Below are 21,645 nucleotides of genomic sequence, written 5' to 3' on the forward strand. Positions count from 1 at the left end.
TCGCGTTTATCCTTATTTTTGTACAACGATATTTTCTTGTGAGGGATCGACATGCTGCAACTGCAGCTTTTCCGTTGCGATCCGTTCAACACGGCTATGGTCACCGAGAGCGTTCTCTTCGAGGATCAGGTTACGCCATTCGATATCCAGTGCATCGCGTTCCAGAACTAACTGTTCACGCTGTGCGGTCAGTAACCGCGTATGGTGCGCGGTCGTCACGACGGTGACCGCCGTCAAAATAATGCAAATGAACAGGCAGAGTGGCAGCTTCCCGAACCGCAAAAGATCGTCACCGATCACGCCAGGCAAAGCATGGCGCTCGTTACTTCCTATCGATCCTTTAACTTTGCTGAGGGCTTCTGTCACTCTGCTGATCATGCGTTCGTCCTCTCTGCAATGCGCAGAACTGAACTACGGGCACGAGGATTTTCTGCGACCTCTTCTTCACCCGGCATCAACTTGCCTAATGCTCTCAACTCACGGCCGCCCAGCTTTTGGATCTGCGCTTCGGTCATCGGGATCCCCGCCGGAACCTGAGGACCGCGACTTTGTTCGCGCATAAAGCGCTTCACAATACGGTCTTCAAGCGAGTGGAAACTGATGACAGAAAGGCGACCACCTGGAGCCAGCACGCTGAGCGAGCTTTTTAGCGCCTGCTCTATCTCCTCCAGTTCACTGTTCACCCAAATGCGCACCGCCTGGAAGGTACGGGTCGCGGGATGTTTGAATTTGTCTTTTACCGGCATGGCCGCCGCAATGACTTCCGCCAGTTGTTTGGTGCGGGTCATCGGTTCAACGCGGTTACGCTCGACAATGGCGCGAGCAATGCGTTTGCCAAAGCGTTCTTCGCCAAAGGTTTTAATCACCCAGGCAATATCCGCTTCATCTGCCGTTTGCAGCCACTCGGCGGCTGACTGGCCGCGCGTTGGGTCCATACGCATGTCCAACGGACCGTCACGCATAAACGAAAAGCCGCGCTCCGCATCGTCTAATTGCGGAGAAGAGACGCCAAGATCGAGAAGGATGCCATCGATCTTACCGGTTAGCCCGCGCTCACTCACGTACTCAGCCAGCGCGGAGAAAGGTCCATGAATGATGGAGAAGCGGGGGTCGTTAATGCTCTGAGCCACCGCAATGGCCTGCGGATCGCGATCGATAGCCAGCAAACGCCCCTCTTCGCCAAGCTGCGAGAGGATCAGTCGTGAGTGACCGCCGCGACCAAATGTCCCGTCAATGTAGATGCCGTCCGGACGAATATTCAGACCGTTTACGGCCTCATCCAGCAACACCGTTGTATGTTTAAAATTTTCCATCATCTTATAGAGACAAATCCTGCAATCGTTCCGACAGCGCGCCGGTAACAGATTGCTCAGCGTCGATATCTTCCTTGACCTGTTGATACCAGGTCGTTTCATCCCACAGCTCAAATTTGTTGAACTGCCCAACCAGCATCACTTCTTTTGTTAACCCTGCATGTTGCCGCAAAATGGGTGCTATCAGTAATCGACCGGCGCTATCCATCTGACATTCACTGGCATGCCCCAACAGCAGGCGCTGTACGCGGCGCTCGACCGGATTCATGCTGGACAGACGAGATAGCTTCTGCTCGATAATTTCCCATTCAGGCAGGGGGTAAAGCAGCAGGCACGGGTGATGGATGTCAATGGTGCAAACCATTTGACCGGTAGCACTCTCGAGCAGTTGATCCCGATACCGGGTAGGCACTGATAAGCGCCCTTTACTGTCGAGATTAACTAACGTCGCTCCCCGGAACATGCCCGTCTCACCCCCGATTACCACTTTGTCCCACAAAATCCCACTTATAAGGAGTTTACGGAGCGGAGGAAAACCTTGTCAAGCAAGTCACGGCGCTTAGCGGAGCAAAAAACCCAATGTTTACGGCCAATATCAGCGTTGAACAAATTCCGTACAGCTAACGAAGCAAATTAACGTCATGAATATTTGTAAGAAAAAAATCCAACAACTCATCATTGTTTAAAACAACTCAATATCATCTCGAGAAAATATAAAGTGTCAGTTTGCGACGCGAGCGGCATTTTAGGACAATATGCAGCGAGATAACAGTACCAGTTAATCGGTCTGTATGCCTTGTACGACCAAGGCAGGCGAGAAAAATCTGCAATACAGAAGCAAAGTGTTTGTTAATTCGGCAATTCCCTACAACGATGTAACAAATTAATACAATCGTAACGCGTCGTTACGTATCAATAACGTAAAAATGGTGGGTTGCGTTTTTAATCAAGATATATAGAAATTGAATTTCAGACAATTCTAAAGAATATTCTTAAATATAATGAGGTTATTTCTGATAATTGAATAAATGACCGCGCCAGAAGGTTATCGCCTTCCAGCGCGTCCAGCAGAACACCTTAACTCCGACTGAGAATACCGCGGCGATACAGGTTACGCTTGATGCGCGTTAAGCCTGGTTTTGGCTTACGCGGCTCATCCAGACTGGCCAACACGATTTCCAGTACGCGCTCTGCAACGTCGCGATGACGTTGCGCCACCGCCAGTACCGGGCACTGTAGGAAGTCGAGCAATTCATGATCGCCAAAGGTAGCAATCGCTAAATCAGACGGTAGCTGCCCGTCACGACGTAATGTCACATCCATCACGCCCTGTAAAAGCGCAAAGGAAGTGGTAAACAACGCCTGTGGCATCGGGTGCGTTTCCAGCCATTTATCAAACAGCTGCGCGGCGGCTTCCCGCTCATAACTGTTGGCATACAGGAAATTCACTTCACGCGGATCGTCCTTCCACGCGGTACGAAAACCCTGCTCGCGCAGGAAACTCACAGATAATTCCGGCAACGCACCGAGATAAAGGACGGTATCAGCCGGGAACTTACGCAATTCTTCCGCCAGCATTTCTGCATCGTCCTGATCGGCCCCGACAACGCTGGTGAAATGTTCACGATCCAGCGCGCGGTCTAACGCCACAATCGGGAATGCGCTGTTAGCCCAGCGCTGGTAAAACGGATGCTCTGGCGGCAAAGAGGTCGACACAATAATGGCATCAACCTGGCGTTGTAATAGATGTTCAATACAACGCATTTCGTTATCTGGCTGATCTTCAGAGCAGGCAATCAGCAGCTGATAGCCACGCTGACGCGCCTGGCGCTCCAGATAGTTGGCTATCCGGGTATAACTTGTATTCTCCAGATCCGGGATCACCAGCCCGATAGAACGTGTGCGTCCAGCACGTAGCCCGGCTGCCACAGCATTTGGGTGGTAATTATGCTCGCGCACCACCGCCATGACTTTTTCAACCGTTTTGTCGCTTACGCGATATTGCTTTGCTTTGCCATTAATAACGTAGCTTGCAGTCGTTCGCGAAACGCCGGCCAGCCGAGCGATTTCATCCAGTTTCACAATTGCCCCTTGCGTAAAATGTACCAACCATAACCTTTGAGATGGCATGGGTTAAACTATTAACATCTAAGCGCAGAATAATGACCGCGGCAACCGCTTTTGTCTCTGGTTACCGCTGATTTCTCAAAAAAAAGCCCAACCGGTAGCATTGGGCTCACGAATTAATAACTGGGCCATGATTAGCGCATGATTTTATCACCGCGAGAAAGCCCCACCACGCCGGAGCGCGCAACCTCGACGATTTTCGCCACTTCACGCAATGTAGCCAGGAAAGCATCGAGCTTATCGCTGGTACCTGCCAGTTGTACGGTGTAGATGGACGGCGTGACGTCAATGATTTGCCCGCGGAATATTTCCGTATTGCGCACCACTTCTTCACGACCGTAACCGCTGGCCTGAATTTTCACCAGCATGATCTCTCGTTCAACATGAGCCCCCTGTCCCAACTCGCTTACGCGCAGGACATCCACCAGTTTGTGCAGCTGCTTTTCGATCTGCTCAAGGACCTTTTCATCACCCACCGTCTGGATCGTCATTCGCGATAACGTCGGATCGTCCGTCGGTGCGACGGTCAGGCTTTCAATGTTGTAACCGCGCTGAGCGAAGAGACCAATCACTCGTGACAATGCACCCGACTCGTTTTCCAGTAATACTGATAATATCCGGCGCATAATCAGGTCCTCTCCGTTTTGCTTAACCACATTTCATCCATACCGCCTCCGCGAATCTGCATCGGGTAGACATGTTCACTGCCATCAACGGTGACATCGACAAACACCAGACGATGGTTACGCACGTGTTCCAGCGCCTCAGCCAATTTGCTCTCGAGTTCATCCGGATGGTTTATCTGGATACCAATATGACCATATGCCTCGGCAAGACGTACAAAGTCGGGCAGCGACTGCATGTAAGACTGCGAGTGACGCCCGGAGTAAATCATGTCTTGCCACTGTTTAACCATGCCGAGGTAACGGTTGTTAAGATTGAGTACCAGCACCGGCAGCTCATATTGCAACGCCGTCGACAGCTCCTGGATATTCATCTGAATACTGCCATCGCCGGTGACGCACACCACCGTTTCATTCGGTAGCGCCATCTTTACGCCTAACGCTGCAGGTAAACCGAATCCCATGGTGCCGAGGCCACCGGAGTTAATCCAACGACGCGGCTTATCAAACGGGTAGTACAGCGCGGCAAACATCTGGTGCTGACCAACGTCCGAGGTTACATACGCATCCCCTTTCGTCAGACGCCAGAGGGTTTCAATGACAGCCTGCGGCTTAATGCTCTCACTTTGCGTGTCATATTTCAGACACTGGCGCGCACGCCACTGTTCTATCTGCTGCCACCAGTCGCGGTTATCATCAAGCGGTTGCTGCGATTTCTCCTGCGGTAGCAGTTCCAGCATCTGATCCAGCACCAGTCGGGCGTCGCCGACAATCGGAATATCCGCAGTGACGGTTTTCGAAATAGAGGTCGGATCGATGTCGATATGCAGTACGGTCGCATTTGGGCAATATTTTGCCAGGTTATTGGTTGTGCGATCGTCAAAGCGAACACCAACGGCAAAGATCACGTCGGAATGATGCATGGTCATATTGGCTTCGTAGGTGCCATGCATCCCCAGCATGCCCAGCGCCTGACGATGCGTGGCCGGAAACGCGCCCAATCCCATCAACGAAGAAACAACCGGCAGGTTAAGCGCTTGTGCAATCTGGCCAAGTTGTTCATGACAGGCCGCATTGACCGCACCGCCGCCAACATATACCACCGGTTTTTTAGCCGCGACCAGCGTTTGTAGCGCGCGCTTTATTTGCCCCTTATGTCCGGTTGTCGTCGGATTATACGAGCGCATACTGACCGACTCCGGCCAGCTATACGGCAGTTTCTTTGCCGGATTCAGAATATCCTTTGGCAAATCCACGACCACAGGGCCTGGGCGACCGCTTGCCGCCAGCCAGAAGGCCTTTTTCAGGACCTGAGGAATATCTTCCGTTTGCTTAACGAGGAAGCTGTGCTTCACCACCGGACGAGAGATACCGACCATGTCGCACTCCTGAAAGGCATCATAGCCAATCAGCGACGTCGCCACCTGCCCGGAGAGGATCACCAGCGGAATGGAATCCATATACGCCGTAGCAATACCGGTTATCGCATTGGTTGCGCCCGGCCCGGAGGTCACCAGAACTACGCCGACGTCACCCGTGGCACGCGCCAGACCATCGGCCATATGTACGGCGGCTTGTTCATGACGGACCAACACATGATCGATTCCCCCGACCGTATGCAGCGCATCATAAATATCGAGGACCGCGCCCCCAGGATAACCAAATACCTGCTTCACACCCTGATCGATGAGCGATCGCACGACCATCTCGGCTCCAGACAACATCTCCATGGCTTGCCTCCACTCTTATAATGAATAACGGTTTAACAACACATTAACCGCTGAGGATGACGCATGGCAATTGACACCTAAGAGGGGGAATTCGCATGAATAAGAATAAAAAGGAGGTAAGCGCAGAATAAATGGAGATTTAAACCAGCATCCGTTAATGAAATGAGAAATAATCGCTTAAAAATGGAGACTTACAGCGATTAGTCTATTTTTTTACACTTTTGGACAGATGCAGAAAGACAAGTTCAGCACAAAATCTTAGATAAAAAGCCAAAAGCAGAATAAACCAGACGTCTTGCCCGATTTATTCTGCCGAATACTACTGCTTACAGACGGAGACTAACAACTCTTCCATCCATTGGTGGCCTTTATCCCTGCCCGCAGCTTCATGCCAGGAAAGATAGCATGTACGGCTATTCAATTTTAACGGTAAAGGCAATATCTGCAGATCTAACTGCTCAGAGAATTCTTCCGCTAACCAACGTGGTGCAATAGACACCAGATGCGTTTGCGAAACAATATTCAACACGCTGATTAACGCCATACCTTGATAAGCGACACAAGATTGTTTATCCGCAGTGTCATACCAGGGTTGGCTAAATGATGCAAAGCGATCGAGAGATACCACCGCATGCTGTTCATTATAAACATCGTTTTCCAATAATGGACCACTAATACGGGGGTGTTTTCTGCTCGCGACTAACACCATCTCGTCATTGAACAAGGGAATACTGGTGAATTCAGGGCGACGGAACTCTTCATAACTAATAACGAACTCCGTTTCCTGATAGCGTAATTGATGTTCGGTATTTTGATTGAGTGAAGATTTAAATGCGACATTAATGTTTGGCGCAACTTGCTCAACCCGATTATAAATCAAGGAGGTCAGAATATTATCCAATGGGCTGCATACGCAGAGGTTGAATACGCGCTCGCTACTGGCAGGCTCAAACCCCGAACCCGGCAGTTCATTCTGTACCAGTTGCAATGCCTGACGGACGGAGCCAAAGAGTTGGAAGGCCCGCGCTGTCGGCTGGATCCCACGGCCATAACGAACAAAAAGTTCATCATTGAACATAATTTTCAAACGCGCCACAGCATTACTGACTGCAGGTTGCGACATCCCCAGAGTATGCGCAGCGCGGGTAATATTTTGTTCCTGCATTACCGCGTCAAAGACGGTTAATAAATTAAGATCAACCATGCGAAGCTGCGGCTTTCCCATTGTTATAGGATTTGGTTTATCTATTATTTTCACTTCTGGCATATTTAACTCCACTGTCACTCTAAACTCCCTTTTCCCAGACGGAGTGAAGAAATAACCTCCGTTAATATGATTTACCATGCATATAAAATAAGAAAAAGGAAAAACATTAAAATTAGGAAAACATAAAGGTACGAACCTAAATGAACAGAAACCCAATGCGAGCGCAGTGTGGCGGATGTCACTGCACGATGATTCATATGTTTAAATTTCACGAACAATATAACCATAAGCACGACGAATACACAATCATACGTACGGTGAATATATATTTAAGATTTGATTAAATGTTTATATTATTAATACATTAAAAGTTAACATTAATTTATCAATCATTGAGAAGCGTGCCCCCTGTACTCATTCATGGTCACTATAAAAACTGATAAATCATAAAGATAAAAAGTGTATCTACACCCCATCTCATCAGCATGCTGTCACAATAGTTGCAAACAAATATGCTCAAATATGTCAAAGCATGAAAAGTATGTACGAACGCACACTAATTTATTTTATGCTTCTCTAAAAATTCAGCACAATTCGCTTAGATTGCAGAGGTGTTTTTCTTCTGAATACGGACGTTTACGGGGAGCGGGGTTGACATCAGCTTTCATATCCAGTACCACTAAAAGCATATCGCATTCGCCTGGAGCCTGATTGATGACTTACATTGTTCGTTTTAACGGTCTACTACTACTAAACGCATCTTCGTTGCGCGGTAGACTGGTGAACGACATTTAGCATTACGTCAGCTCCAGTTAAGACAAAAACCCGCGCCGCTGCGCGGGTTTTTTTATGCTCGAAGCAAGGCGCCAAAAAAGACAAAGGACCTAAACCATGAGCCAGCAAGTCATTATTTTCGATACCACCTTACGCGATGGTGAACAGGCGTTACAGGCAAGCCTGAGTGTGAAAGAAAAACTGCAGATTGCTCTGGCTCTCGAGCGTATGGGCGTTGACGTGATGGAAGTCGGTTTCCCTGTGTCTTCGCCAGGTGATTTTGAGTCGGTACAGACCATTGCCCGACAGGTTAAAAACAGCCGCGTCTGCGCCTTAGCCCGCTGTGTGGAAAAAGATATCGATGTGGCCGCTGAATCCCTGAAGGTGGCTGAGGCTTTCCGCATTCATACGTTTATCGCCACCTCGCCGATGCATATCGCCACCAAATTACGTAGTACGCTGGATGAGGTTATCGAGCGGGCTGTCTATATGGTTAAGCGTGCGCGTAATTACACGGATGACGTGGAATTCTCATGCGAAGACGCCGGCCGTACCCCTATTGCCGATCTGGCTCGCGTGGTAGAAGCGGCGATTAATGCCGGTGCCAAAACCATTAATATCCCCGATACCGTCGGGTACACCATGCCCTTCGAATTTGGCGCAATCATTTCCGGCCTGTATGAACGAGTGCCGAATATCGACAAAGCGATCATTTCCGTGCACACCCACGACGATTTAGGTCTGGGCGTCGGTAACGCGCTGGCCGCTGTTCATGCCGGTGCGCGTCAGGTCGAAGGGGCGATGAACGGGATCGGTGAACGCGCCGGTAACTGCTCGCTGGAAGAAGTGATCATGGCGATCAAAGTCCGCAAAGATATTCTGAACGTACAGACCCGCATTAATCATCAGGAAATCTGGCGTACCAGCCAGTTAGTCAGCCAAATCTGCAATATGCCGATTCCGGCCAACAAAGCGATTGTCGGTAGCGGCGCCTTTGCCCACTCCTCCGGTATTCATCAGGACGGCGTACTGAAAAACCGTGAAAACTACGAAATTATGACCCCGGAGTCCATCGGTCTGAACCAGGTGCAACTGAACCTGACGTCCCGTTCCGGACGTGCTGCGGTCAAACACCGTATGGATGAGATGGGCTATAAAGAGAGTGAATACAGTCTGGACAACCTGTACGACGCCTTCCTGAAGCTGGCGGATAAAAAAGGTCAGGTATTTGATTACGACCTGGAAGCGCTGGCCTTTATTAACAAACAGCAAGAAGAACCCGAACATTTCCGCCTGGATTACTTCAGCGTGCAGTCTGGCTCCAATGATATTGCCACCGCCTCCGTCAAGCTGGCCTGTGGCGAGAATGTGAAAGCCGAAGCCGCCAACGGTAACGGCCCGGTCGATGCTATTTATCAGGCCATCAACCGTATTACCGACTACGACATCGAACTGGTGAAATACAGCCTGACCGCAAAAGGCCACGGTAAAGATGCGCTGGGTCAGGTAGATATCGTCGCCAACTTTAACGGCCGTCGCTTCCACGGCGTAGGCCTGGCAACGGATATTGTCGAGTCCTCCGCGAAAGCCATGGTGCATGTACTGAATAACATCTGGCGCGCCGAAGAAGTCGAAAAAGAATTGCAACGCAAAGCTCAAAACAACGAGAACAACAAGGAAACCGTGTGATGTCGAAGAATTATCATATTGCTGTTTTGCCGGGTGACGGTATTGGCCCGGAAGTGATGGCGCAGGCTCTGAAAGTACTGGACGCGATTCGCACCCGTTTCGCTATGCGCATTACCACCAGCCACTATGACGTGGGCGGCGTTGCCATCGACAATCACGGTCAGCCGCTGCCACCCGCAACGGTTGACGGCTGTGAGCAGGCCGATGCCATTCTGTTTGGCTCCGTGGGCGGCCCGAAATGGGAAAATCTGCCGCCAAACCAGCAGCCGGAGCGTGGTGCCCTGTTGCCGTTGCGTAAACACTTCAAATTATTCAGCAACCTGCGCCCGGCTAAGCTGTACCAGGGGCTGGAAGATTTTTGCCCGCTGCGCGCCGATATTGCCGCCAACGGTTTCGACATCCTGTGCGTACGCGAACTGACGGGTGGGATCTACTTCGGTCAGCCAAAAGGCCGTGAAGGTAGCGGTCAACATGAAAAAGCCTTTGATACCGAGGTCTATCACCGTTTCGAGATCGAACGTATTGCGCGCATTGCATTTGAATCTGCCCGCAAGCGTCGCTGTAAAGTGACGTCGATTGATAAAGCCAACGTGCTGCAAACCTCGATTCTGTGGCGTGAAGTGGTCAATGAAATAGCCAATGAATACCCGGACGTTGTCCTGACGCATATGTATATCGACAACGCCACCATGCAGTTGATTAAAGATCCGTCTCAGTTTGACGTGCTGCTGTGCTCCAACCTGTTTGGTGACATCCTGTCCGATGAATGCGCGATGATCACCGGCTCCATGGGCATGCTGCCGTCTGCCAGCCTGAATGAGCAGGACTTTGGCCTGTACGAGCCCGCCGGCGGCTCAGCACCGGATATCGCCGGTAAAAACATTGCCAACCCGATTGCCCAGATTTTGTCACTGGCGCTGTTGCTGCGCTACAGCCTGGACGCCAATGATGCAGCAGCAGCCATTGAAAGCGCCGTTAACCGCGCATTAGCAGAAGGTATTCGCACCGGTGATTTAGCCCGTGGCACAGCAGCAGTCAGTACCGATGAGATGGGCGATATCATTGCTCGCTACGTCGCAGAAGGGGTGTAATCATGGCTAAAACGTTGTATGAAAAGTTGTTCGATGCGCACGTCGTGTATGAAGCGCAGGACGAAACGCCGCTGCTGTATATCGACCGCCATCTGGTGCACGAAGTGACCTCACCGCAGGCATTCGACGGCCTGCGGGCGCATAACCGTCCGGTTCGCCAGCCGGGTAAAACCTTCGCCACCATGGATCATAACGTCTCGACGCAAACCAAAGACATTAACGCCTCCGGTGAAATGGCGCGCATCCAGATGCAGGAGCTGATCAAAAACTGCAATGAGTTCGGCGTCGAACTGTACGATCTGAACCACCCTTTTCAGGGTATCGTCCACGTGATGGGACCCGAGCAAGGTGTGACCTTACCGGGTATGACCATCGTCTGCGGTGACTCCCACACCGCCACACACGGTGCGTTCGGCGCGCTGGCGTTTGGTATCGGGACCTCCGAAGTCGAACACGTGCTGGCCACGCAAACCCTGAAGCAAGGGCGCGCCAAAACCATGAAGATCGAAGTTAATGGCACGGCAGCAACAGGAATTACTGCCAAAGATATCGTGCTGGCGATTATCGGTAAAACCGGTAGCGCAGGCGGTACCGGGCACGTGGTTGAGTTTTGCGGCGATGCCATCCGCGCCCTGAGCATGGAAGGTCGTATGACCCTGTGTAACATGGCAATCGAAATGGGGGCCAAAGCGGGTCTGGTCGCTCCGGATGAAACCACCTTCAACTATGTACAGGGACGTTTGCATGCCCCTAAAGGTCAGGATTTTACCGATGCCGTCGCCTGGTGGAAAACGCTGAAAACCGACGACGGAGCGACGTTTGATACCACCGTCACCCTGCAGGCAGAAGAGATTGCTCCGCAGGTCACCTGGGGTACTAACCCAGGCCAGGTAATCTCCGTAAACGATAACATTCCCGACCCCGCGTCGTTTAGCGATCCGGTTGAACGCGCATCAGCGGAAAAAGCGCTGGCCTATATGGGGCTGAAGCCGGGCATTCCGTTGACGGAAGTGGCTATTGATAAAGTGTTTATCGGCTCTTGCACCAACTCGCGTATTGAAGATTTACGTGCCGCAGCTGAAATCGCCAAAGGCCGCAAGGTCGCGCCGGGCGTGCAGGCACTGGTGGTACCGGGTTCAGGTCCGGTTAAAGCCCAGGCTGAAGCAGAAGGTCTGGATAAGATTTTCATTGAAGCCGGTTTTGAATGGCGCTTACCGGGTTGCTCAATGTGCCTGGCGATGAACAACGATCGTCTGAATCCGGGCGAACGCTGTGCTTCCACCAGCAACCGTAACTTTGAAGGTCGTCAGGGCCGCGGAGGGCGTACGCACTTAGTCAGCCCGGCCATGGCCGCCGCGGCCGCCGTTACCGGTCATTTTGCCGACATTCGCCGCATCAAATAAGGAAACTACCATGGCAGAGAAATTTACCCAGCATACCGGCCTGGTTGTCCCCCTGGATGCCGCCAACGTCGATACGGATGCAATCATTCCCAAACAGTTTTTGCAGAAGGTGACGCGTACCGGTTTTGGTGCGCACCTGTTTAACGACTGGCGCTTTCTCGATGAGAATGGTCAGCAGCCTAATCCGGAATTCGTACTGAACTTCCCGGAATATCAAGGCGCGTCGATTCTGCTCGCGCGAGAAAACTTTGGCTGCGGATCCTCGCGCGAACATGCGCCGTGGGCGCTGACCGATTACGGTTTCAAAGTGGTGATCGCCCCAAGCTTCGCTGACATTTTCTACGGCAACAGTTTTAATAACCAACTGCTGCCGGTGAAATTAAGCGACGACGAAGTGGATGACCTGTTCACGTTGGTACAGGCCAATCCGGGGATTCGTTTTGAGGTGGATCTGCAGGCACAGGTGGTGAAGGCTGGCGATACAGCGTATCCGTTTGAAATCGACACCTTCCGCCGCCACTGCATGCTGAACGGTCTCGACAGTATTGGTCTGACGTTGCAACACGAAGACGCGATCTCGTCTTACGAGAACAAACAGCCCGCGTTTATGCGCTAGTGCTTGTTGTTGCCGGATAAGCATGCCGGATGACGACGCAAAAGCGTCTTATCCGGCCTACGGAAAGATTTGTAGGCCGGATAAGCGCAGCGTATCCGGCACACCCACTACACATCCTTCACTCGCCCGGTCATCACCAGGGTAACCACCGAAATTCCCGCAATCACCCAGTAGACGGCATAATGCCCATAACTTTGCGCCACCGCCCCCTGAATTACCCCCGCCAGAATCACCCCCGTGGAGATACTGTTGGTAAACAAGGTGGTAGCTGAACCCGCCCTGCCCGGCATCAGATCCTGAAACCACAGCATGCCTATTCCGGCAACAATCCCGATGAATACCGCATTAAACAGCTGCAGGACCAGTAGCGCCGTATGGCTATGGAAGAAGATAAGCCCAAGGTAAAACAGCACGCCTGCCGCCACAGCGGTTATCATCATCCGCCGCTTACCAAAACGCTTCACGTAGTAACCCGCCAGAATCATTGCCGGAATTTCCAACCCGGCGGCGGTGCCCATCAGGATCCCGGCCAGTTTGTCCGGTAGTCCCAGTTCAAGGCTAATCCACAGCGGCATATCGATAATGTACATGGTGTTGCAGGTCCACATCAGCGTGGAGGCAATAAACAACATGCGCACATTTTTGTCCTGCCAGCCGCCGGTCTGCTCAAGCGGGACATCGACAGGCTGCTCGACCCGCGCCACCGACGGCAGTATCAGCGCGATCAGCACCAGGCTAACGGCAAATATCCCGGCAGCAATCGAAAACATCATCGTGAAGCCGTAATTTAACGCCAGCATAAACGCCAGCGGCGGCCCAATCACCCACGCCAGCGAAAGCTGCGCACGCATCACCGAGCTGAACATCACCACTTCTCGCGCCGAGTTATCGGCATACTCCCGCGCCAGCGCAAACAGCTGCGGCATGGCGGTATTTGCCAGCGAAGCCAGCAGCACCCCGCAGGTGATCAGCGTTAAATAGTGGCGGTTAAAGGCAAACAGCAACGCATTGCCAATCGCCATCAGACAGCAGAACATGATCAGCTTACGCCGATCGCCCCGACTGTCGGATCGTTTCGCCAAACCAAGGCTGACCGCGATCCCTGCGATCGCATTGACGGTGTAAAACAGCCCAACCCAAAATGGCTGTGCCCCCACCTCGCGACTCAGAAACAGGCTCAGCGTGGGTGCCTGTAACGCGCCCGCTACGCCCATCATAAAGGCAACCAGCATAAACGCCGCATACACGCCGTTAAGGCGCCGTCCCATGGTCATAATCCAGAGCATATCTTTCCTTTTAAGCGCAGCGGAAACGAAAAAAGCCAGCAGATAATACCTGCTGGCGCGGCGATTAACACCAATACTCAGTCACACATGATGTCTGCAATTCCCAATTCAGAGGTCAGTCTTGCAACTCCCACTGCATCAGTTCATCGAGCATCTTTAAGCGCTGCGGCGCACTCAGGCAAGCCAACCAGGACAAACGCGCTGTCGAGGTAAAGTACTTTAAATAGAACTGACGCATAGATGACCCCTTCGTTGTCTCATCGCTTCATCGGAATTCATTATTGGCTTAATATGGGGATAATAAAATTGCTGAGTTTTCCGTGGGAGTTCCCCTTTTATGTCTTCTGGTCGTTTGCAACAACAGTTTATCCGCCTGTGGCAATGCTGCGACGGCAAAACGCAAGACACCACGCTGAACGAGTTGGCAGAGTTACTCAGTTGCTCGCGCCGCCATATGCGCACCCTGCTCAACACCATGCAGGAACGCGGCTGGCTAACGTGGGAAGCCGAGGTCGGTCGCGGCAAACGTTCACGCCTGACCTTTCTCTACACCGGGCTGGCGCTCCAGCAGCAGCGGGCGGAAGACCTGCTGGAACAGGATCGCATTGATCAACTGGTGCAACTGGTCGGCGATAAAACAGCCGTGCGACAAATGCTGGTTTCTCATCTGGGCCGCAGCTTTCGCCAGGGGCGGCACATCATGCGCGTCCTTTACTATCGCCCGATGCGCAATCTGCTCCCCGGTACGGCGCTGCGCCGTTCCGAAACCCATATCGCCAGGCAAATCTTCAGCGCCTTAACCCGCGTAAATGAGGAAAATGGGGAACTGGAAGCCGACATTGCCCACCACTGGCAACAAATTTCGCCGCTGCACTGGCGGTTTTTCCTGCGTCCTGGGATCCATTTTCATCATGGTCGCGAGCTGGAAATGGAGGATGTGATCGCCTCACTGAGGCGGATCAACAGCCTGCCGCTGTACTCGCACATTACGCAAATTGCCTCTCCCACGGCCTGGACGCTGGATATCCATCTGGCGCAACCTGATCGCTGGTTGCCGTGGCTACTGGGACAGGTCCCCGCCATGATCCTGCCGCGCGAATGGGAAACGCTGAATAACTTTTCCAGCCACCCAATTGGCACCGGTCCCTATGCGGTCGTCCGCAATACGAGTAACCAGCTAAAAATTCACGCTTTTGATGATTACTTTGGTTACCGGGCGCTGATTGACGAAGTGAACGTGTGGGTGTTACCGGACATCGCCGAAGAGCCCGGCGGCGGACTCACGCTCAAAGGCCCGACGGAAGATGAAAAGGCTATCGAAAGCCGGCTGGAGGAAGGGTGTTATTACATGCTGTTTGATTCCCGCGCCCATCGCGGAGCCAATCAGGAGGTGCGCGAATGGGTAAGCCGCATACTCTCGCCGACGAATTTAATTTTTCAGGCTGACGAGCAGTATCAACGACACTGGTTTCCCGCGTACGGATTACTGCCTCGCTGGCATCATGCCAGGCCAGGACTCGGTGAAAAACCGGCGGGACTGGAAACACTGACGCTCACCTACTATCGCGATCATATCGAGCATCGGGTGATTGCGCAGATCATGAAAACATTGCTGGCGGAGCATCAGGTACAGCTGAATATTCAGGAGATCGACTACGATCAATGGCACGCAGGCGAGACCGTCAGCGATATCTGGCTCAACAGCGCCAACTTTACCTTACCGCTGGACTTCTCGCTGTTCGCCCATTTGTGCGAAGTCCCGCTGCTGCAAAACTGTCTTTCTCTGGACTGGGAAAGCGACGCCGCCCGCTGGCGCACCGGCGAGATGAGCCTCGCAGCATGGTGTCAGCAACTGCTTGCCAGTAAAGCCATTGTACCGCTGATCCATCACTGGCTGATCATTCAGGGGCAGCGCAGTATGCGCGGATTACGCATGAATACGCTTGGCTGGTTTGATTTTAAATCAGCATGGTTTGCACCACCGGATCCTTAACGCCTTGTTCAGTAGGAGTAATCGGTGAAGACAGTTTGAACACGGACAGCGCGGAAAAACCGGAGCGTACACGTAGTACGTGAGGATTTTGAGCACTGCCCAGGTTCAAACTGGCAAACAAGATAGCCTAATGGACAAGGCTCTTGATTGCCGCATAGCAACAAAATCATTACACTAACGCCGTTCTCAACGGGGTGCCAATAAAAAACATACACAACATCATTCATGATGCATCAAGGCGGCAAGCAAACGCAGCCAACGCAGAGGCAGCGTGAAGGATGAAGTGTATGAGGCTGAGAGATACCCGTCGAACCTGATCCGGATAATGCCGGCGAAGGGATTTGAGGCTGTAGCTCAAGTCCTTTGCCACCTAACTCGTCATACTTCAAGCTGTAGATGCGTTGGCTTTCCTCGCTCACCCCAGTCACGTACTACCTGTACGCTCCCGGGGATGCGCTACGTCGCCGCCTTCCTGCAACTCGAATTATTTAGAGTTTTACTTTATGAGGTGCAAAGTGTTTAAAAAATGTCTTCCGCTTTTACTGCTGTGCGCAGCGCCTGCCTTCGCCAAACCCGTTCTGACCGTCTATACCTACGACTCGTTCGCCGCCGACTGGGGCCCCAGCCCAACCATCAAAAAAGCCTTTGAAGCCGACTGCAACTGCGAACTAAAGCTGGTGGCGCTGGAAGATGGCGTCTCGCTGCTTAATCGCCTGCGCATGGAAGGAAAAAACAGTAAAGCCGACGTCGTGCTCGGACTGGATAACAACCTGCTCGACGCGGCAATGCAGACCAAACTGTTTGCCAAAAGCGGCGTGGCGAGCGATGCCATCAACGTCCCTGGCGGCTGGAAAAACGACACCTTTGTACCGTTTGATTACGGTTATTTCGCCTTTGTGTATGACAAAAACAAGCTGAAAAACCCACCGAAGAGCCTGAAAGAACTGGTCGAAAGCGACCAGAAATGGCGCGTAATTTATCAGGACCCACGCACCAGCACGCCGGGTCTGGGACTGCTGCTGTGGATGCAGAAAGTGTACGGCGATAAAGCGCCGGAAGCCTGGCAGAAACTGGCGGCTAAAACCGTCACCGTCACCAAGGGCTGGAGTGAAGCCTACGGTCTGTTCCTGAAAGGTGAAAGCGATCTGGTGCTGAGCTATACCACCTCTCCGGCGTATCACATCATCGAAGAGAAGAAAGATAACTACGCCGCCGCCAATTTTAGCGAGGGACACTATTTGCAGGTGGAGGTCGCCGCACGTACCGCCGCCAGCAAACAACCCGAACTGGCGGAAAAATTCCTGACATTTATGGTTTCTCCGGCGTTCCAGAACGCAATCCCCACCGGCAACTGGATGTATCCGGTAACCCAGGTCACGCTTCCTCCTGGCATTGCACAACTGGAAAAACCGTCCACCGCGCTGGAATTCACCCCACAACAGGTAGCAACTCAACGTCAGACATGGATTAACGCATGGCAACGCGCCGTCAGCCGTTAATTCCCGGCTGGCTGCTCCCAGGGCTTTCGGCCGCTACGTTGATAGTGGCCGTCGCCCTGGCGGCGTTTCTGGCGCTGTGGCTGAACGCCCCTCAGGGAGACTGGCTCACGCTGTGGCAGGACAGCTACCTGTGGCACGTGGTGCGTTTTTCCTTCTGGCAGGCATTTTTATCCGCTGCGTTGTCGGTGATCCCGGCAATCTTCCTCGCCCGGGCGCTTTATCGTCGCCGTTTCCCTGGGCGTATAGCGCTGCTGCGCCTGTGCGCAATGACGCTGATCCTGCCGGTGCTGGTCGCCGTCTTTGGCATCCTTAGCGTCTACGGTCGTCAGGGCTGGCTGGCCTCACTTTGGCAGGCTCTCGGCCTGGAGTGGACGTTTTCACCGTACGGTCTGCAGGGCATTCTGCTGGCACACGTCTTTTTCAACCTGCCGATGGCCAGCCGTTTACTGCTGCAGTCGCTGGAGAATATTCCCGGCGAACAGCGGCAGCTCGCCGCGCAGCTAGGTATGCGCGGCTGGCATTTCTTCCGCTTCGTTGAATGGCCGTGGCTACGCCGCCAGATCCCTCCGGTAGCGGCGCTCATCTTTATGCTGTGCTTCGCCAGTTTTGCTACCGTGCTGTCGCTCGGCGGCGGGCCGCAGGCGACCACCATCGAGCTGGCTATCTATCAGGCGCTGAGCTTCGACTACGATCCCGCCCGCGCCGCCATGCTGGCACTGATCCAGATGATTTGCTGCTTAGGACTGGTGCTGCTCAGCCAGCGCATGAGTCGAGCGATAGCCCCCGGCACCACGCTGGTACAAGGCTGGCGCGATCCCGACGACCGCCTGCACAGCCGAGTGACCGACACCCTGCTGATTATTCTGGCGCTGCTGCTGTTACTCCCGCCGCTGCTGGCGGTGATTGTCGATGGTGTTAACCGTCATATTCTGGACGTTCTCGCGCAGCCTGTATTGTGGCAAGCCCTGTGGACTTCGCTGCGTATTGCGCTGGCGGCAGGCCTGCTGTGCGTCATTCTCACCATGATGCTGTTGTGGAGCAGCCGCGAGCTGCGGGCACGGCAGCAAGTTTTAGCCGGTCAGGCGCTGGAACTGAGCGGCATGCTGATCCTCGCAATGCCGGGCATCGTGCTGGCAACCGGGTTCTTCCTGCTGCTCAATAACAGTATTGGCCTGCCTGACTCTGCCGACGGCATTGTGATTTTTACCAATGCACTAATGGCCATCCCTTATGCGCTGAAAGTGCTGGAAAACCCGATGCGTGACGTAACGGCGCGCTACGGCATGTTGTGCCAGTCTTTAGGCATTGAAGGATGGTCGCGGTTGAAAGTGGTTGAGCTGCGTGCGTTGAAACGCCCGCTGGCGCAAGCCATGGCCTTCGCCTGCGTCCTGTCGATTGGCGATTTTGGCGTGGTAGCCCTGTTTGGCAACGAGGACTTCCGCACGTTACCGTTTTACCTCTATCAGCAGATTGGCTCCTATCGCAGTCAGGATGGTGCAGTCACCGCATTATTGCTGCTGATCCTGTGCTTTACGCTGTTTACTGTTATTGAGAAATTACCGGGTCGACATGTTAAAACTGATTGATATCACATGGCTGTATCACCATTTACCCATGCGCTTTACGCTGTCGGTCGCGCGCGGTGAACAGATCGCCGTGCTGGGACCCAGCGGCGCCGGGAAAAGTACGCTATTAAACCTGATTGCCGGTTTTCTGGCTCCGGCCAGCGGTACAATGATGATAGGCGGTGAGGATCATACCCGCACGCCGCCTTCTCGCCGCCCTGTCTCCATGCTGTTTCAGGAAAACAATCTGTTCAGCCACCTGAGTGTGCAACAGAATATCGCCCTCGGCCTTAACCCTGGGTTGAAACTGAACGCGCAGCAGCAGGAGAAAATGCGCCACATTGCTCAACAAATGGGACTCGACATGTTGCTGGAAAGGCTTCCTGGCGAGCTTTCTGGCGGGCAACGCCAGCGTGTAGCCCTGGCGCGCTGCCTGGTGCGGGAACAGCCCGTGTTGCTGCTTGATGAACCGTTCTCCGCACTCGACCCCGCCCTGCGTCAGGAGATGCTCACACTGGTGGCCGACGTGTGTCGTGAGAAGCAGCTGACGCTGCTGATGGTGTCCCACAGCGTAGAAGACGCCGCGCGCATTGCGCCACGTTCAATCGTAGTCGCCGACGGGCGCATTGCGTGGCAAGGTAAAACAGATGAGCTGTTGAGCGGTCACGCCAGCGCCTCGTCGCTGTTGGGTATTAAAGCATAGTGGCGCAATTTGCGGCCCGTAGGCCGGATTAGCGCCAGCGCCATCCGGCAAAATAAGCCCTAATAGCCCACCACTTTGCGCAGGATATCGATATACACCGGCATCAGCGGATGGCGGATCAGTGCGACCAGCGCCACCACGCCGATCCCGAGAACAAGCGGCGCCAGATACAGCAGTCGACCTCGCGGCAAATAAACGGTTAAGCGATCAACAGCCGCTTTGCCGCTACGCCATAGCCGCCAGCACAGCCATCCCCCGACCCACAGCAATAGTGCGGTCGCCAGCAATAGCCATTTGAAATCGCCGCTCTGTACATCTGAGGGAATATCAATTGCCGCGCCCGCCAGGATACCCGGCAGAAAATAAAACGGCGGCCACAGTACGCAGCCAATGATATTAGGCACAATAAATTTGGCGACAGGCAGATCAAGCATCCCCGCCACCATTGGCACCAGCGGACGCGTCGGACCAACAAAACGACCTACCAGAATAGTAAACATGCTGTGCTGATGAAGCGCATGTTCAGTTTTATCCAGTAACGCCTTGTTCTTTTTCATAAAAGACCAGCGATGCAGCGGCTTTTTAAAACGCCAGCCCAGCCAGAAGGAGATCCAGTCACCCATCAGGCAGCCGACAATGCCCGCAAGCCAGGCATGCCAGAAGTTCAGTTCACCGCTACCAATCAGCGCACCCAGTCCGGCCATCAGCACGGTACCGGGTAAAATTAAGCCCACCAGCGCCAGCGACTCCAGAAAAGCCACCAGCAGTACGGCTATCAAAGAGTATACGGCGGACTGGAGAATAAAATGTTCCAGCAATGCTTGCATAATGTGTCCGTCAGATTTACGAAGCAAGGATTCTGATAACCCTTCTCAACTTCGTCAAGCCATCATTCGTATGAATAGTTTGCGAGATATGACAACTTTTCGGACACATCATTCACTTTTTATTCACAGCCAGCGCGAAACTCGCTCGGGCTGGCGCCGGTACATTTTTTGAAAACGCGGGAGAAATAGAGCTGATCGTCAAACCCGACGTTGCGCCCGACGGTGGCGATCGGCATGCGCGTGGTGCTCAACAGGAGCTTCGCCTGGCTGATTCGCTGATCCTCACGCCAGCTGAGTACGCTGATGCCGAGCTGCTGGCGGAACAGGTGCGACAAACGAGACGGCGACAGGCAGACATGCTGCGCGACGCTGGCAATATCAAAATTGCTGTCCGCCAGGTGATCGCTGATGTACTGACAGGCATCACGCACGCGGTTATCCATGGGGGGATGCAGCGATTCATTAATTGCTTCCATACGTCTGAGCAGCAGTTGTTCCAGCAAATTGATCGCCAACAGCTCAGAGTAACGACCCTCCCGCTGCCCGGCGCTGATTATCTGGCCAAACAGTTCGTTGAAGTGTGGCTGATGCGCTTCATCCGGGCGGAAAAAACCCGTCTGTGCAAAAATCGCCGGCCAGGTAAGCCACTCCTGCCAGTAGGCGCGAGGTCGAAAGTAGACCCACTGGTGGTACCATTCACTGGCATCGGGATGGCGGCCGTAATGGTGAACTTCACCCGGCGGAAACAGCAAAATATCACCCGGTCGGCAAACAAACTGCTTACCTTGATTGTTGATGACCCCTTCCCCGCGAATGGTCAGGTTCAAGATATAGCCCTTCATTCCCAGCGGTCTGTCGATAAAAAAATCCAGGTACCCGTTCGCCTCAATAGGGGTTAATCCCGCCACTAAATGCGCGTTAAACGAGTAGCCCGGCAACAGGGGATCGTTTTGCGGTTCAGCCATAAATTCAATACTCCCGGTGTTCTGATAAGAAACAAATCGTCCATATTATGCAAGATATCGTCACCGTCGCCCCTGTAGACCGTTATGGTTTCAGTGATGGACCATCAACCCCGCATGCGAAAAGCATTTTGTAAAAAACATGTCCTGCGCCAACGATAAAAACGGCTAACAAAAGTGTCTATAACTACGGCAGAAATGTCCACATTGAATATTTGCACAGCGTCACACTTTGTG

Annotated in this window: 20 protein-coding genes and 1 riboswitch; of the genes, 9 read left to right on the top strand and 11 right to left on the bottom strand. The window is 53.0% G+C overall.

Annotated elements, in window-relative coordinates; translation table 11 throughout:
• Nucleotides 1–12: 12 nt before the first annotated feature.
• From ftsL to leuO, 7 genes are all read right to left on the bottom strand, one after another.
• Nucleotides 13–378, bottom strand: a complete 366-nt coding sequence (gene ftsL / locus AC3ITF_RS18620; RefSeq protein ID WP_115259462.1) for a cell division protein FtsL — start codon at nt 376–378, stop codon at nt 13–15.
• Nucleotides 375–1,316 (bottom strand): 16S rRNA (cytosine(1402)-N(4))-methyltransferase RsmH, encoded by a 942-nt coding sequence (gene rsmH / locus AC3ITF_RS18625; protein ID WP_115259463.1) that lies wholly within the window; start codon nt 1,314–1,316, stop codon nt 375–377. Before rsmH ends, ftsL begins: the two co-directional genes overlap by 4 nt.
• Before the next feature lies 1 nt (nt 1,317).
• Nucleotides 1,318–1,776, bottom strand: a complete 459-nt coding sequence (mraZ, locus tag AC3ITF_RS18630; RefSeq protein ID WP_005124560.1) for a division/cell wall cluster transcriptional repressor MraZ — start codon at nt 1,774–1,776, stop codon at nt 1,318–1,320.
• 614 nt (nt 1,777–2,390) lie between these two features.
• Nucleotides 2,391–3,395 (bottom strand): catabolite repressor/activator, encoded by a 1,005-nt coding sequence (gene cra / locus AC3ITF_RS18635; RefSeq protein WP_096758311.1) that lies wholly within the window; start codon nt 3,393–3,395, stop codon nt 2,391–2,393.
• A 179-nt stretch (nt 3,396–3,574) separates the two neighbouring features.
• The gene (gene ilvN / locus AC3ITF_RS18640) at nt 3,575–4,066 is read right to left on the bottom strand and encodes an acetolactate synthase small subunit (RefSeq protein ID WP_096758312.1); all 492 of its coding nucleotides are present in this window, start codon (nt 4,064–4,066) and stop codon (nt 3,575–3,577) included.
• 2 nt (nt 4,067–4,068) lie between these two features.
• A complete protein-coding gene (gene ilvI, locus AC3ITF_RS18645) occupies nt 4,069–5,793 on the bottom strand; it encodes an acetolactate synthase 3 large subunit (RefSeq protein WP_153880552.1) in 1,725 nt (574 codons plus the stop codon).
• 319 nt (nt 5,794–6,112) lie between these two features.
• Complete coding sequence (gene leuO / locus AC3ITF_RS18650; protein ID WP_135912591.1) at nt 6,113–7,060, bottom strand: transcriptional regulator LeuO; 948 nt, start codon at nt 7,058–7,060, stop codon at nt 6,113–6,115.
• 654 nt (nt 7,061–7,714) lie between these two features.
• On the opposite strand from leuO, the gene leuL reads away from it, so the two are divergent.
• The 5 genes from leuL (at nt 7,715) to leuD (ending at nt 12,573) form a co-directional block, all read left to right on the top strand.
• Entirely contained in the window at nt 7,715–7,795 is an 81-nt protein-coding gene (gene leuL, locus AC3ITF_RS18655; RefSeq protein ID WP_115259466.1) for a leu operon leader peptide, read from the top strand.
• A gap of 96 nt (nt 7,796–7,891) precedes the next feature.
• Nucleotides 7,892–9,463: a 2-isopropylmalate synthase gene (gene leuA / locus AC3ITF_RS18660; protein ID WP_117342317.1), complete on the top strand. Its 1,572-nt coding sequence runs from the start codon at nt 7,892–7,894 to the stop codon at nt 9,461–9,463.
• Complete coding sequence (leuB, locus tag AC3ITF_RS18665) at nt 9,463–10,554, top strand: 3-isopropylmalate dehydrogenase (protein ID WP_115259468.1); 1,092 nt, start codon at nt 9,463–9,465, stop codon at nt 10,552–10,554. Before leuA ends, leuB begins: the two co-directional genes overlap by 1 nt.
• Before the next feature lie 2 nt (nt 10,555–10,556).
• A complete protein-coding gene (gene leuC / locus AC3ITF_RS18670; RefSeq protein WP_489175912.1) occupies nt 10,557–11,957 on the top strand; it encodes a 3-isopropylmalate dehydratase large subunit in 1,401 nt (466 codons plus the stop codon).
• 10 nt (nt 11,958–11,967) lie between these two features.
• Nucleotides 11,968–12,573: a 3-isopropylmalate dehydratase small subunit gene (gene leuD / locus AC3ITF_RS18675; protein ID WP_489175914.1), complete on the top strand. Its 606-nt coding sequence runs from the start codon at nt 11,968–11,970 to the stop codon at nt 12,571–12,573.
• Nucleotides 12,574–12,680: 107 nt separating this feature from the next.
• On the opposite strand, the gene AC3ITF_RS18680 is transcribed toward leuD, so the two are convergent.
• Complete coding sequence (locus tag AC3ITF_RS18680; RefSeq protein ID WP_181218866.1) at nt 12,681–13,859, bottom strand: sugar efflux transporter; 1,179 nt, start codon at nt 13,857–13,859, stop codon at nt 12,681–12,683.
• A 115-nt stretch (nt 13,860–13,974) separates the two neighbouring features.
• Nucleotides 13,975–14,097 (bottom strand): glucose uptake inhibitor SgrT, encoded by a 123-nt coding sequence (gene sgrT / locus AC3ITF_RS18685; protein ID WP_096758320.1) that lies wholly within the window; start codon nt 14,095–14,097, stop codon nt 13,975–13,977.
• A 99-nt stretch (nt 14,098–14,196) separates the two neighbouring features.
• Between sgrT and sgrR the strand changes: the two genes are divergently transcribed.
• The 4 genes from sgrR (at nt 14,197) to thiQ (ending at nt 19,619) form a co-directional block, all read left to right on the top strand.
• Entirely contained in the window at nt 14,197–15,852 is a 1,656-nt protein-coding gene (gene sgrR, locus AC3ITF_RS18690) for an HTH-type transcriptional regulator SgrR (protein ID WP_153880705.1), read from the top strand.
• Nucleotides 15,853–16,032: 180 nt separating this feature from the next.
• Nucleotides 16,033–16,210, top strand: a riboswitch (TPP riboswitch).
• Between the two features lie 157 nt (nt 16,211–16,367).
• Nucleotides 16,368–17,351 (top strand): thiamine ABC transporter substrate binding subunit, encoded by a 984-nt coding sequence (gene thiB / locus AC3ITF_RS18695; RefSeq protein WP_489175915.1) that lies wholly within the window; start codon nt 16,368–16,370, stop codon nt 17,349–17,351.
• Nucleotides 17,327–18,937: a thiamine/thiamine pyrophosphate ABC transporter permease ThiP gene (thiP, locus tag AC3ITF_RS18700; protein ID WP_489175916.1), complete on the top strand. Its 1,611-nt coding sequence runs from the start codon at nt 17,327–17,329 to the stop codon at nt 18,935–18,937. Before thiB ends, thiP begins: the two co-directional genes overlap by 25 nt.
• Entirely contained in the window at nt 18,921–19,619 is a 699-nt protein-coding gene (gene thiQ / locus AC3ITF_RS18705; RefSeq protein WP_489175917.1) for a thiamine ABC transporter ATP-binding protein ThiQ, read from the top strand. Before thiP ends, thiQ begins: the two co-directional genes overlap by 17 nt.
• A 59-nt stretch (nt 19,620–19,678) precedes the next feature.
• Here thiQ and AC3ITF_RS18710 read toward each other — a convergent pair whose 3' ends face one another.
• Both AC3ITF_RS18710 and araC read right to left on the bottom strand, forming a co-directional pair.
• The gene (locus AC3ITF_RS18710; RefSeq protein ID WP_096758325.1) at nt 19,679–20,446 is read right to left on the bottom strand and encodes a DedA family protein; all 768 of its coding nucleotides are present in this window, start codon (nt 20,444–20,446) and stop codon (nt 19,679–19,681) included.
• A 119-nt stretch (nt 20,447–20,565) separates the two neighbouring features.
• On the bottom strand, nt 20,566–21,411 hold the full coding sequence (gene araC, locus AC3ITF_RS18715; RefSeq protein ID WP_117342325.1) for an arabinose operon transcriptional regulator AraC: 846 nt from the start codon (nt 21,409–21,411) through the stop codon (nt 20,566–20,568).
• Between the last annotated feature and the right edge of the window lie 234 nt (nt 21,412–21,645).

Source organism: Citrobacter sp. KH_055_1, assembly GCF_057838705.1.